Source organism: Kitasatospora azatica KCTC 9699 (assembly GCF_000744785.1).
Lineage (GTDB): Bacteria > Actinomycetota > Actinomycetes > Streptomycetales > Streptomycetaceae > Kitasatospora > Kitasatospora azatica.
Map to the genome: position 1 here is coordinate 902,769 of NZ_JQMO01000002.1, position 12,464 is coordinate 915,232.

Genomic DNA, 12,464 nt, shown 5'->3' on the forward strand with positions numbered 1-12,464 from the left:
CCCTCACAGCGGCAGCGGCAGCGGGGCCCGGGCCGGGAACCCCGCCCGGGAATCCCGCCCCGGGAATCCCAGCCGGGCACGCGCGGACTACGTCCTGGCCAGGTCGCGGACGACGTCCATGTCGCTGAAGGGGATCAGTTCCTCTCCGACGATCTGGTGCGGCTCGCTGCCCTTGCCGGCCACCAGGATGATGTCCTGCGGCCCGGCAGCCGCCAGCGCGAACCGGATCGCCTGCCGGCGGTCGGCGATCCGCTCGAACACAGTGCCGGTGCCGCTGAGCCCGGAGGCGATCTGGTCCAGGATCTGCTCGGGGTCCTCGGTGCGCGGATTGTCCGAGGTCAGCACGCAGAGGTCGGAGAGCACGCCGGCGATCCGACCCATGGCAGCGCGCTTGGTGGCGTCACGGTCACCGCCGCAGCCGAAGACCGTGATGACCCGGGCCGCAGCGAAGCCCCGGACGGTGGACAGGACCTGCTCCAGTGAATCCGGCGAATGCGCGTAGTCCACGATCACCGACGTGCCCAGCGGGGTGACGAAGCGTTCGAACCGTCCCGGGATCGGTGGCATCCGGTCGAGCGCCCCGACCAGCGCCGCCAGGTCGTGCCCCAGCAGGTGGCAGGCCGCCAGCGTGGCCAGCGCGTTCGACACCGAGAACCGGCCCGGGACCGGGATCGCCGCCGGATACTTCCTGCCGTCGTGGTGCAGTGTGAAGCGGCTGCCCGCGCCATCGACGACCAGGTCGGTCGCCCGGTAGTCGGCCTCGGCCTCCACGGCGTAGGTGGTCGTCGCGTCCGGCATCAGCGCCTGGATCTGGGCGACGACCGGGTCGTCGGCGTTGACCACCGCACGTCGGCAGAGCCCCTGGAAGAGCATGAGCTTGGCGTTCTTGTAACTCTCCATGGTGCCGTGGTCGTCCAGGTGGTCCTGCGTCAGGTTGGTGAACACCCCGATGTCGATGAACGCCCGATCCACCCGGTGCGTCAGCAGCGCCATCGAGGTCGCCTCCAGCACCACGCTGCTGGTTCGCCGGTCCCTCATGTAACCCAGCAGGTACTGGAGGTCCGGCGACTCCGGGGTGGTCAGCACCGTCCTCGGCATCGGGATCGGCTCGTCACCGACCCGGCTGCCGGAGGTCCCGATGACCCCGACCCTGGCACCGGTGGCAGCCCGCAGGACCGACTCGATCATGTACGAGACCGAGGTCTTCCCGTTCGTGCCGGTGATCGCCACCATGTCCATCTCCCGGCCCGGTTCGCCGTGGTAGCGGGAGGCGGCGACGGCCGACGCCCGGCGGGAGTCCGGGACGCTCACCACGCACACGTCGTCGGGGACGGTGACGCCTGCGGGCACGCCACCTTCGACCAGGACGGCCACCGCGCCGCGTTCCAGCGCCCGCCCGATGGCCTCGGGTCCGCCTTCTCGGTGACCGGGCACCGCCAGATACAGCGAGCCGGGTGCCATCCGGTGAGCGTCGAAGCTCATTCCTCCGCTGATCTGCGTCCCCGGGTCGCCTTGGAGAACCTGGTGGTCGTACCCGTCGAGCAGCTTGCTGAGTTCCACGACTATCCCCTCAGAGGCAGTCCCGGCGCAGCGCGCTCGACACGGCCTCTCGGCGGGGCCGGCCGCAGCGCAGGAGCCGCGATGGTGACCAGAACCCGACCGCCCGCCGCCTGGAATGCCGGGCGCCGGACCGTCGGGCATCGTGCGGTTGGCCGGGCTCCCGTCCGGCGCGGCGGTGCGGCGCGAGGATCGGGGCGGCGGCGTGCTGAAGGAGAGGAGTGCGCCCTGTGATCGGGCGGTGTCTGCTACGAACCTCGGACCGGGTCGGCCGGGAACTTGCTACCCGTCGGTGCGCCAGGACAGTGGCCAGGCCGCAAGGAGTCGGTGACAGGTGGCCGGGCTGAGCAGGGACATGCCCGACGCTGCGTAAGTGTATGCCCGCTCGGGGGCGCAGCCGACCCACTCGCTGATCACGGTCAACGGGTTGCGCCGTTCCGTGCATGCCGGCAGGTCAGGACGGACCGCCGACCGGGCCGGTCAGGCCTCGGGCCCTCCACCAGGTCCCGGAGCGGTGAATGCCTCGACGAGCCGCTCGGGTGCGGCCTGCTTCCAGGAGTCCAGCAGGATGTCGTACAGCTCGGCCTTGTCCTCCAGAGCGCCGAGCCGCACGCGCACCCAGTGCGAACTCGCCTCGTGCGGCGGCACCCAGAACTTCTCCGGCTCCGACGCGATCAACTCCACCCGATCGTGTTTGGGGCAGCGCACGGCGAACGACGTCTGATCATCGGGGACCGTGACGAACATCTTGCCGGCCACCCGGAACGTGGGCATGCTCCACGCCTCCTTCTCCGTGGTCTCGGGGAAGGACAGCGCGATACGACGGACATCATCGGCATCCAGCACGGCCGCCACCCTATCGGTCCGGGCCGACCGATCCTGTGTGATCGGTACTGGTGTGCGGACCGGCTTGCGGGACCGAATCCAGGAGGCCGGGCAGCGGGGGCAGCCGTTTCGCTCCGGAAGCTGCACGCGGCCGCAGGATGCGGCGCAGCCCGCTGTGCCAGGTGCAGCTACTCACCGCCGGGGCGACAGGTTCATGCAGCCGCGCGGCCGCAGGTCAGGGATCCGACGACACGTCAGGAGCCCCGCCGGACACCGGCGGGGCTCCTGACCGTTGGGCGGCTGCGGCTCAGACCGCCGGCTGCCAGCCGAGTGCGGGGGCCAGTCCGGTGGCGATGTCGGTGAGGATCTGCACGTAGTCCTCGTGGTCGAAGGTGAACGGCAGCGCGAAGGCGACCTCCTCGACCTCCCGGAACGCGGCCTGGGCGTACAGCCGTTCGGCGATCTCGGCGGACGTCCCGACCAGGTCCGGCGCGAACATGGTCCGCGCCGGTCCCTGCGGGGCGGCGGTTCGCGGGGTCCGGCTCCGCACGTACTCCCGGTACTTCGCGCGCTGCTGCGCCGAGGCGCTGTCGGTCGGGATGACGACCAGCCCCTGGGAGACCCGGGCACGCGCGCCCTCGGGGTGGTGGGCGCGGAAGGCGAGGATCTGCGAGCGCTGGATCTCGGCGAAGTCCTCCGACTCCTCCGCCCGCACCACGTTGCTGGTCAGCAGGCTCAGTCCCTGCTCGCCCGCCCACCGGGCCGAGCGCAGGCTCGCGCCGCCATACCACATCCGACTTGCCAGGCCGGGCGCGACGGGCTGGACCCGGTCGGAGTACACCTCGATGCCCTCGACCCCGCTGAAGTCGGTGGCCGGCTCGCCGCGGACGAAGGCCAGCAGCCGCCGAACCCGCTCGTAGCCGAACTCCTCGGCCTCGGCGGAGTCGGGGTGGAGCGCGGCGGCGACCCGGTCGTAGTGACCGGGTCGTCCGACGCTGATGCCGGGGTTGAGCCTGCCACCGGACAGCAGATCGGTGGTCGCCAGGTCCTCGGCCAGCCGCAGCGGGTTCTCCCAGCCCAGCGGAATGACCGCGGTGCCCAGTTGGATGCGGTCAGTGCGCTGCGAGGCCGCCGCCAGCACGGCGACCGGCGAGGATATCCCGTACTGCAGGTGCCGTTGGCGCACCCAGGCGCTGTCGAACCCCAATTGCTCGCCGAGTTCGATGAGTCGCAGCGTCGACTCGTGTCCCTTGGCGGGGTCGGCCGGGTCGAACAGCCCGATGGTCAGGGACCCCAGCTTCCGAAGGGGCTGCGAGGGCGACGGCACCGCTTCCTCCGTCCTCCGCGACCGGCTCGGCATCGAGCGGCGCGGTTCGACTTTCACCACCCGGATTCCGGTCACCGGACGTCCGGCTCACCCTCACACACCGGTCAGCCGTGCTCAAGTGCCGTACCGGAAACGCAATCCGGCGCAACACTCAGGTGACGTCCCCGCAGCAACCCGGTTCGACGCGCTGGTCCGCCGCCCCCGCCCGGCGGGTGTGCGGTCAGCCGGTTCGGCTCGGCAGCCCGTTCTCCGCGTGTCCGGTGAAGCGCCGCAGGAAGGTCGGGTCGGTGTCAACGGTCGCCGACAGGTCGTACCAGCCGCTGAACGAGAGCAGGTTCCAGCTGTCGGTGATCGAGCCGCCGGCGGGGATCGGGTAGGTCCAAGGCCCGTCGCCCCGGTAGTGGTTGGCGGCCACGGTCACGGTGACCGGCCCGGCCGAGGAGTTGGTCATCACCAACTGCAGTCGGGGGGTGGCGGTGTAGGAGGCGGTGACCTCAACTCCCGCGCCGGCGCTGTTGGCGTCGCCGGCGAACTGCCAGCGGAACCGGTTCGGGCCGTGGACGGCGATGTCGTACCTCCCGCCGCCGTAGGTCTGGATGTGCCAGCTGTCGCTGACCGTCGCGCCGGCTGCCACGTCGTAGAACCAGGGCCCGTCGGTCTGCCCGTCGGCGCGGTAGGCCGCCAACTGCACGGCGGCGGTTCCCTGGTTGCGGAAGGTGGTGGTGAGGATCTGCCGGTCGGCGCTGAGCGAGGTGGCGGCCAGCGGCTGGTAGGGCAGCGGCCGGGCCGGCCGGGTCCCGGGGGTCTGCGTCGGCACGGCGGTCGGGCCGGTGGTCAGCGGGGTGGCGGCGGGCAGGCCCTTCTCGGGGTCGTCGGGGTCACCGGGCGCGACGGCGTGGCTGGGCATCGCGGGCAGCGTGGTGGGGATCCCCGGGTCGGCGGCGGTGAAGTCGAAGCAACTGGTCAGGTCACCGCAGATCGAGCGCCGCCAGGGCGAGATGTTGGGGAACGGGTTGTCGGGGTGCTTCCAGGTCTCGATGAAGCGGATCACCGAAGTGTGGTCGAACACCTGGGAGTTGACCCAACCGCCCTTGCTCCAGGGGGAGATGACCGTCATCGGGACCCTGGCGCCGAGCCCGATCGGCAGGCCGCCGATGAACTCGTCGGTGGCGCCGGCCGGCGGCATCGGCGGCGGCACGTGGTCGAACATGCCGTCGTTCTCGTCGTAGTTGATCAGCAGCACGGTGGAGGCCCACAGCTCCTGGTCGGCCCACAGGGCCTTCAGCACCTCCTGGATGTAGACCGCCCCGTTGAGCGGACGCCCGGCGGGGTGCTCGCAGTATCCGTAGGGGGCGACGATCCAGGAGACCTCGGGGAGGGCGCCGGCCGCGCAGTCGGCGCGAAAGCCCGCGAGCACATGGGCCGGGTCCTTGCCGAGGCCGGAGTCCGGCTGCCACGGGGCGATGCCGGCCTTCTGGGCCAGGGAGGTGTTGGCCGGGTCGTGGAAGGCCTTGAACAGCCAGAGCGGGTTGTCCCCGTAGTCGCCGACCCAGGGGTGCTTGCTGTCGTCGCCGACCTCGTTGTTCGCGTAGACCCGCCAGCTGACCCCGTGCTGCTCCAGGAACTCGGGATAGGTCGGCCAGGAGTAGACGGGCTGGTAGTCCGCGGGGTTGTTCTGCCCCGGGCCACCGTACTGGCCGGCCGCGTCGATGCTGCCGGAGAACATGTAGACCCGGTTGGGGGTGGTGGGGCCCTGCACCGAGCAGTGGTAGTGGTCGCAGATGGTGAACGCGTCGGCCAGCGCGCGGTGGAACGGGATGTCCTGCTCGGTGAAGTAGCCCATCGTCATCTCGCCCTTGGCGGCGATCCACTGGTCGCACCGGCCGGCGTCGATGGCCTGGTGCTGGTCGCCCCAGGCGTGCGGCAGGTAGTCGTCGTCCTGGCCGTCGACCTGCGTGGTGTTGATCCTGAACGGGAGCAGGTGGCCGTCGGGCCGTGCCGGGGAGGGCTGGTGGAACACGTTCAGGCCGCCCGGCATGGTGACCGCGGTACGGTCGCCGAAGCCCCGCACACCGCTCATCGTGCCGTAATAGTGGTCGAACGAGCGGTTCTCCTGCATCAGCACCACGACGTGCTTGACGTCGGCCAAGGATCCGGACGTCGCCGGGGCGGCCAGTGCCTCCACCATGCCGGGCGGCAGCATGGACAGGGCCCCGGCCGCGGCGGCGCCGCCGAGGAAGCTGCGACGGGTGAACGGGGAGCGCGACTCGGTCATCTGACCGACCTCCATCTGAAGGCTGTGGGGGGGAATGGTCTTCGCTACGTGCGCGGACATCGCGGACCGGCCGTCGTCCTGCTCCCGGCGGATCAGGCGCGCAGCACCCGCACGCCACGGGCGGTGATGGCCTTCTCCTGCTCCTCGTCGAGGATGTCGTCGGTGACCAGGTCGTCGATCGTGGCGAGCGGACAGATCTCGGCGAAGGTCACCCGGCCGATCTTGGTGTTGTCCGCGACGACCACGGAGCGGGCGCTGCTGCGCAGGAAGGCCCGGTCCGTGTGGGCCTCCATCTCGTCGTGCGTGGTGCAGCCCTCGCTCGCGGTCAGGCCGTCCACCCCGATGAAGGCGATGTCCAGGTGGTACTGGGCCAGCATCCGCTCCGCCGCCGGTCCGACCAGTTCGTAGCTGGCCGTGCGGGCGTTTCCGCCGACGACCACCAGCCGGATCTCGGGCCGGACGATCAGGTCGGCTGCGATGTTGACCGCGTTGGTGACGATCGTGATCCCGCTGCGCTCGGCCAGCGCGTGCGCGATCTCGGTGACGGTGGTGCCGCCCGTCATGCCGACCACGGCCCCGTCCGGGACCAGCGCGGCCGCGGCGACGGCGATCCGCCGCTTCTCCTCCTGCTGCCGACCGGCCCGGTGACGCAGCGGCAGCTCCAGGTTGACCGCGCCGGTCATCGCGCCACCTCGGGTGCGGTGCAACAGCCCCTGCTCGTGCAAGCTCTGCAGATCGCGACGGACGGTCGCCCCGGACACGTCGAGCAGCTCGGCGAGGGCGTGCACGTCCGCGCTGCCCTCCCTGACGACGTAGTCAAGGATGCGTGCGGTTCGATCAGCTTTGAGCATGGCGGGAGAGTGGCTCCAGGTCGGCGCAGCACCGGTTGCGGTCCGCTTCGGCCCTGCGGGTGAGCCGGGCGGGGGCGGTGGCGCCAGGCGCTGCCGCCGACCCCACCCGGAGTGTCGGAACTTCGTCGGGTCAGGACGTGGGCGGGGTGCTGAAGGGCGCGGCCCAGGTCTGGTTGGTCTGGACGGCGTTCGGCGCGGCGCCGCAGCTGTAGAGGCCGACCGGAGTTCCTGGTGCGGTGGTGGTGCCGCTGTAGACGTCCAGGCACTGGCTGGTGCCGGCCAGCTTCAGGTTGCCGTCCCGGGTGTAGGTCCAGGTCTGCCGGCCGGGCGCGGAGCCGCAGGCTGCGACGCCGACCCACTGGCCGGACTGGCCGTTGACCGCTCCGGTGCTGGTGCCGCTCTGCGCGGTCAGGCAGAGGTTCGAGGTGCCGTTCTGGAGGAGCTGGACGGAGCCGTCGGCGTTGCGCTGCCACTGCTGGTTCGAGTTGCCGGTGCAGGTGTAGACGTCGACCGGGTTGTTGGTGCCGGTGCCGGAACGGTAGTTGTCCAGGCAGAGCGAGGCCTTGCCCCAGCCGTCGCGGGAGGCGGTGATCTGGCCGCGCGGGGTGACGGTGCCGCAGCCGTTCTGCGGGGTGATCTTCAGCATCGCGTTGTCGTGCGAGCCGATGGCCAGCGGCACCGAGCCGGTGGAGCTGCTGGTGCTGTGCGCCCACAGGTCGCGCACGTCATAGCCGCAGCCGCCGGTGCTGAAGCCGAGGGCCGACAGCGAGAGCGTGTAACTGGCACTGGAGGCGCCCTTGTTGAGCACGACGACGGATCGGCTGCCGTCGGCCAGCGGCTTGACCACCACGTCGATGCCGCTGCTCGCGGCCGGCGTGCCGTCGCTGTTGGCACCGCCGCCGGTCAGCCGGTAGCCGCCGGCGCCCAGCGGGTCCTGGTCGACCGCGATGACCTCGGAGTTGCCGAGGATCGCCACCGAGGCGTTCAGGTGCGCGGCCTCGCTCGGGTGCGCGGCGATGTAGGAGGGCTCGAACTTGCGGGCGTCGGTGGAGATCACCAGCGGCGCGGCCAGCGAGGAGAAGAGCGCCAGCTGGCTGCGCTCCTCGGCGGTGGTCATGCCGTTGTCGCCGATCAGCAGCATGTCGGCGTCGTTCCAGTTGCCGGGACCCTGGTAGCGGCTGAGCTCGAGGGAGTTGTCGAAGCTCTGGTAGGCACCGAAGTTGTAGCCGCCGCTGGGCAGCGGCTGGTTCCACGGGTCCTTGCCGTCACCGTAGTTCCAGATGTCCGGACCCACCCGCCACAGCTGGCCGAGCGAACGGACCCAGTTCATCGCGGCGAACTTGGTCGAGCCGTTCCCGTAGGCGGCTGGCGCGGAGATGTTGAACATCACGTTCGGCGTCGGCGTGCCCGCGTTGTTGGCGTTGCTGACCGCCGTGTTCAGGTCGCCCGACATCCGCGCGTCCAGCGTCTGCATCGGCTCCTGCTGCCCGCAGTTGTCGTACTTGAGCTCGTCGACGCCCCAGTAGACGAAGGAGTTGGCGTCGTTCTGCTCGTAGTGCTCGCTGCCGTTGGGCAGGTTGGGCGCGGTCGGCGCGTCGGTGCTGCAGGTGTGCGTGCCAGAGGTCTCGTAGATGCCGAACTTGGCGCCCAGGCTGTGCAGGTAGTCGCCGTAGGCGGTCAACTCGTAGTCGAAGCCGGGCTGCCTGGTGGCGTCGCGGACGTCGGTGGCGCCGCCCCAGTTGAGCCCACCGTGCAGGTAGCCGGAGCTGTTGCGGTACATCCAGCAGTCGTCGACCGTGATGCTCTTGTAGCCGGCGTTGATCAGACCGGAGTCCGCCAGGCCCTTGGCGTTGTCCTCCATGTACTGCTGGAACGAGTAGTTGAGCCGGTTGGAGCCGTCCAGCGGCGCCTGCGGCGTGCAGGTGGCGCGCGACCAGTTGTTGAAGCCCATCGGCGGGACCGGCGCGACCGGGGAACCCGGCGTCGCGGCGGAGGAGAAGTTCGCCGCCGACTGGCTGACGCCGTCGTTGGCGGTCGCGGTGCCGGTGCCGAGCAGGCAGCCGGCCGGGATCAGTGCCACCGTCAGGGCGGCGAGCAGCGGCCTGCGGAGCGTTCGGATTGCCACGGGGGTTGGCTCCTTGGGTGAGGGTGGTTGCCGAGCGGCACTGCCGGGCCGCGGTCGGGCAGGCTCGCCCGGGCCATCGGCACGTGGGGTTGCCGAACAGTCCTGTCATGGACAGCTGAGACCTGGCGAGTGGATGACATAATCTGCGCAATAGTGCGCCGGAGTCAACAGGAACGCGCAGTTGCTTGCAGAAGATCGCATCGAAACGGACTCCCGGCGCGGCTCACGAGGCGGACCCCCGGCGCGGCCCGGGTGCGGCCTGGGTGCGGCCCGGGTGTGCCCTCATCAAATCCTCAGCTTCGGTCGGGAATCATGCACGGAGGTCGTGGCGGGAGCGAAGCGGGCGAGACCTGGACAGTGCCACCCGCACCGCCCGCACCCCCGCAGCCGCACCACTGGAGGCCTTCCGCATGCCCGTCGACGTGTCCCCGGACCCCGTGGTCCCGCCGCCGGCCTTCCAACCGCTCCTGCCGGACGAGCCGCGCGAGGTCGGCGGATACCGGCTGCACGCCCGGTTGGGATCGGGCGGCATGGGGCGGGTCTACCTGTCGTACACGCCCGGCGGCCGGCCGGTGGCGCTCAAGACGCTGCGGCCGGAGTTCGCCCAGGACCCGGAGTTCCGCTGGCGCTTCGCCCAGGAGGTCGCCAACGCCCGCCTGGTCCACGGCCTGTACACCGCCCAGGTGATCGACGCCGGCGTGGACGCCGAGGTGCCCTGGCTGGTCACCGCGTACATTCCCGGCCCCTCGCTGCGGCAGGTGGTGCGCGAGCACGGCGTCCTGCCGGTGCGCAGCACACTGCTGCTGACGGGCGGGATCGCGGAGGCCCTGCAGTCGATCCACGGCGCCGGGGTGGTGCACCGGGATCTCAAGCCCGCCAACGTGCTGGTCGCGGCCGACGGCCCGCGCGTGATCGACTTCGGCATCGCCCGCGCGGCCGACGCCATCGCGGTGACCAGCACCGGAATCCGGATCGGCTCCCCCGCGTTCATGGCGCCCGAGCAGGCGCTCGGCCGCCCGGCCACAGCTGCGGCCGACGTCTTCGCGCTGGGTGCGCTGGCAGCCTACGCGGCGGGCGGCGCACCGCCGTTCGGCGTCGGCCCGGAGGCCGCGGTGCTCTACCGGGTGGTGAACGAGCAGCCGGATCTCGGCCGGGTCCCGAGCGAGCTGCACGCGCTGCTGCTGCGCTGCCTGGCCAGGCGGCCCGAGGACCGTCCGACCCCCGCCGAGATCATCGAGGCCACCCGCAACCACCCGGCGGTGAACGGCCAACTGCGCTTCGCGGACGACTGGCTGCCCACCCGGGTCTCCGCCGACCTCACCCGCTGCTCCGACCTGCCGCAGCCCTCGCCCACCGCGATCCTGCTGACCGAGGCGCCGACTGCTCTGCTGCCGGCCCCGTCGCCCACGCTCGCCGCTCCGGTGGTCGCCCCTCCGGCAGCCGCTGCTCCGGCGGTCCCCGCTCCGGCAGTGGCTGCTCCGGCAGTCCCGGCGGAGGTCAAGTCGCAGCGCAATGGGGCGTCCTGGAAGCCGGTGCTGCTGGCGGCGCTGGTGCTGACCGTCGGCGGCACGGTCGGCGGCCTCCTGCTGGTCGACAAGCTCGACCAGATCCTCGCGGCCACCGAACCGGCCGGCGGCAACCCGACGCCCAGTGACACCGCCCCGGACGCGACGGCGTCACCGACCGACGCCCGGACGCCGGCCGACTCGGCGGGCCCGGACGCCCCGCCCGCCTACACCGCGGCGTACACCGACGCGGTCCTGACCGCCCCTGACGACTCGTACGACTTCGACATCAAGACCGGCCGAGTGGTCGCCGCGGAGTCCACCCCGTGGTCCATCGGGCACAACAGCACCGAGTTCCTGATCCCATTCGGAAGCAACGCCGCCCTCGCCCCCAACGGTCGGCCGACCCCGGCCGAGTGCTCGACGGCCGTCGACCAACACGCGGCGACGGCAGTCGACTTCGCCGATCTGCCCGCCGGCGGAGCGTTCTGCGTGCGCTCACGAAGCACCCAGGACCTCGCGATCGTGCGGGTGATCGGCGTGACCGACAACGGCCCGGTGAAGGTCTCGATGGACTACTACCGCAGCGGTAGCTGACCGCTCCTGGTGCACCTTCGGATCAGCAACTCGCGCCCGGCCGGACCGGCTTGAGCGCGACCAGGTAGCCGTCGACCGCGTCGGTGACGCAGCTGTTGCTGCGCCCGTAGGCGGTGTGGCCGAGGTCGTTGTAGGTGAGCAGCATGCCGCCGGGCAGCTGGGCGACGAGGCTCTGCGCGTCCTGGTACGGGGTCGCCGCGTCGCCGGTGGTGCCCACGACCTGCGCACACCGGCCGCCTCGCTCCAACTGCTCGCCGAAACCGGCCTGCGTGGCGAGGCCGGCACCACCGAGGTCCTGCAACGCACCCTGCGCCTGGCCACCCGGATGGGAGAACTGGTCGACGGCCTGCTCACCCGCGCGCGACTGATGGCCGGAGCGGTCCCGCTCGCCCTCGAACCGCTGCGGCTCGACCAACTCTCGTCGAGGCCGTGGTCGGCGACACCTCTGCCGACCAGCACCGGGTGAGCCTGCGGACCGAGCCGGCGGTCGTCGTCGTCGACCCCGAACTACTGCGCCGGGCCGTCGCCAACCTCCTGCACAACGCGCTCACCCACGGCCACCACCCGGGCCAACCCGCCGAGGTCGAGATCACCGTGACCGCCGACGGCACGGTCACCATCGACGACGCCGGCCCCGGCGTACCACCCGAGCAGGCCAAGTCACTCTTCGAACGCTTCCGCAGCGGCGCAGGCTCCACCGGCCTCGGCCTCTCCATCGCCGCCTGGGTCGCCCACGCCCACAACGGCTCCCTCACCCTCACCACCAGCCCCCGCACAGGCGCCCGCTTCCGAACTGCTCGTCAGGGATGAGGAAGGCGTGGTGCTGTGACTGGATTGGCTCGTTCCTCTTCTCGTAGTAGTCGAGCGTCACGCCGTTGCCGAGGTCGACAGGCAGGAACGGCCCGAACGGAGTGCCGACCTTCAAGCCCAGGACTACTGCTAGGAACTCGGCAGACAGGTGCCGGTCGCTTGCGTAGACAGCCGTGTGGTTGAGCTGGACGACGGCCGTTCGCGGCTCGGCTTCATGCGGGTACTGCTGGTCATTGGACATCAGTGGTGTATCTCCGGTCTTGGGATCCGCTGGAACGAGGCGCCGGATGCGGGCGCCGGGAGCTAAGACTCGAAGAAGGGGGCGGGCCTCTTGCCCGCCTCGGGCTCACGCCGAGGCCGGGAACCTCACTCGTGCGTGGCCCATGGCCGACCCGGCAGTCACCCGACCGACCTTAGCGATCACCACCGGCGGGGACAACATCTTTCATCGGCCACGCTTCGGCCACAGTCCGGGCCGCCGGTCGAATCTGGCCCGGCGTCGTCACGAGTGACCGCAGACCGCGAGGGCGGCGGCGAGGGCCCAAGCTTGACGCATCCGCCCTCGCCACAGCGGACCGGAGCTGGGTGCCAG

10 protein-coding genes and 1 pseudogene are annotated in these 12,464 nt (G+C 71.1%); 3 read left to right on the top strand and 8 right to left on the bottom strand.

Annotation, left to right across the window (positions count from 1 at the left end; genetic code table 11):
- Positions 1–87: 87 nt before the first annotated feature.
- The 6 genes from BR98_RS04300 to BR98_RS04325 all read right to left on the bottom strand — a co-directional run bounded on the left by BR98_RS04300 (position 88) and on the right by BR98_RS04325 (position 8,960).
- Positions 88–1,560, bottom strand: coding sequence for a UDP-N-acetylmuramoyl-L-alanyl-D-glutamate--2,6-diaminopimelate ligase (locus tag BR98_RS04300; RefSeq protein ID WP_035840235.1), 1,473 nt, complete (start codon positions 1,558–1,560; stop codon positions 88–90).
- Positions 1,561–2,037: 477 nt separating this feature from the next.
- Positions 2,038–2,403 (bottom strand): MmcQ/YjbR family DNA-binding protein, encoded by a 366-nt coding sequence (locus BR98_RS04305; protein WP_035842887.1) that lies wholly within the window; start codon positions 2,401–2,403, stop codon positions 2,038–2,040.
- A 286-nt stretch (positions 2,404–2,689) separates the two neighbouring features.
- On the bottom strand, positions 2,690–3,709 hold the full coding sequence (locus BR98_RS04310) for an LLM class flavin-dependent oxidoreductase (protein WP_035840237.1): 1,020 nt from the start codon (positions 3,707–3,709) through the stop codon (positions 2,690–2,692).
- A gap of 220 nt (positions 3,710–3,929) precedes the next feature.
- Entirely contained in the window at positions 3,930–5,984 is a 2,055-nt protein-coding gene (locus BR98_RS04315; protein ID WP_035840238.1) for a phosphocholine-specific phospholipase C, read from the bottom strand.
- Between the two features lie 92 nt (positions 5,985–6,076).
- A complete protein-coding gene (locus tag BR98_RS04320; RefSeq protein ID WP_035840240.1) occupies positions 6,077–6,835 on the bottom strand; it encodes a DeoR/GlpR family DNA-binding transcription regulator in 759 nt (252 codons plus the stop codon).
- 130 nt (positions 6,836–6,965) lie between these two features.
- On the bottom strand, positions 6,966–8,960 hold the full coding sequence (locus BR98_RS04325) for an alpha-galactosidase (protein ID WP_035840241.1): 1,995 nt from the start codon (positions 8,958–8,960) through the stop codon (positions 6,966–6,968).
- A gap of 410 nt (positions 8,961–9,370) precedes the next feature.
- On the opposite strand from BR98_RS04325, the gene BR98_RS40065 reads away from it, so the two are divergent.
- Positions 9,371–11,062, top strand: coding sequence for a serine/threonine-protein kinase (locus BR98_RS40065; RefSeq protein ID WP_051969289.1), 1,692 nt, complete (start codon positions 9,371–9,373; stop codon positions 11,060–11,062).
- 22 nt (positions 11,063–11,084) lie between these two features.
- On the opposite strand, the gene BR98_RS40850 is transcribed toward BR98_RS40065, so the two are convergent.
- On the bottom strand, positions 11,085–11,279 hold the full coding sequence (locus BR98_RS40850) for an alpha/beta hydrolase (protein ID WP_324606655.1): 195 nt from the start codon (positions 11,277–11,279) through the stop codon (positions 11,085–11,087).
- Positions 11,280–11,309: 30 nt separating this feature from the next.
- Here BR98_RS40850 and BR98_RS40855 point away from each other — a divergent pair, with 30 nt between their 5' ends.
- Positions 11,310–11,528, top strand: coding sequence for a histidine kinase (locus BR98_RS40855; RefSeq protein ID WP_232247335.1), 219 nt, complete (start codon positions 11,310–11,312; stop codon positions 11,526–11,528).
- A complete protein-coding gene (locus tag BR98_RS40075; RefSeq protein ID WP_232247336.1) occupies positions 11,525–11,872 on the top strand; it encodes a sensor histidine kinase in 348 nt (115 codons plus the stop codon). Before BR98_RS40855 ends, BR98_RS40075 begins: the two co-directional genes overlap by 4 nt.
- Here the strand turns inward: BR98_RS40075 and BR98_RS04345 are convergent.
- A pseudogene (locus BR98_RS04345) lies at positions 11,853–12,113 on the bottom strand (VOC family protein); the annotation flags it as partial. The gene BR98_RS40075 and the pseudogene BR98_RS04345 sit on opposite strands and share 20 nt — an antisense overlap.
- Positions 12,114–12,464: the final 351 nt, after the last annotated feature.

Bases quoted from the DNA above. Each gene is read 5' to 3' on its own strand.
- BR98_RS04315 (WP_035840238.1), bottom strand. From the start codon at position 5,984: ATGACCGAGTCGCGCTCCCCGTTCACCCGTCGCAGCTTCCTCGGCGGC.
- BR98_RS40065 (WP_051969289.1), top strand. From the start codon at position 9,371: ATGCCCGTCGACGTGTCCCCGGACCCCGTGGTCCCGCCGCCGGCCTTC.
- BR98_RS04320 (WP_035840240.1), bottom strand. From the start codon at position 6,835: ATGCTCAAAGCTGATCGAACCGCACGCATCCTTGACTACGTCGTCAGG.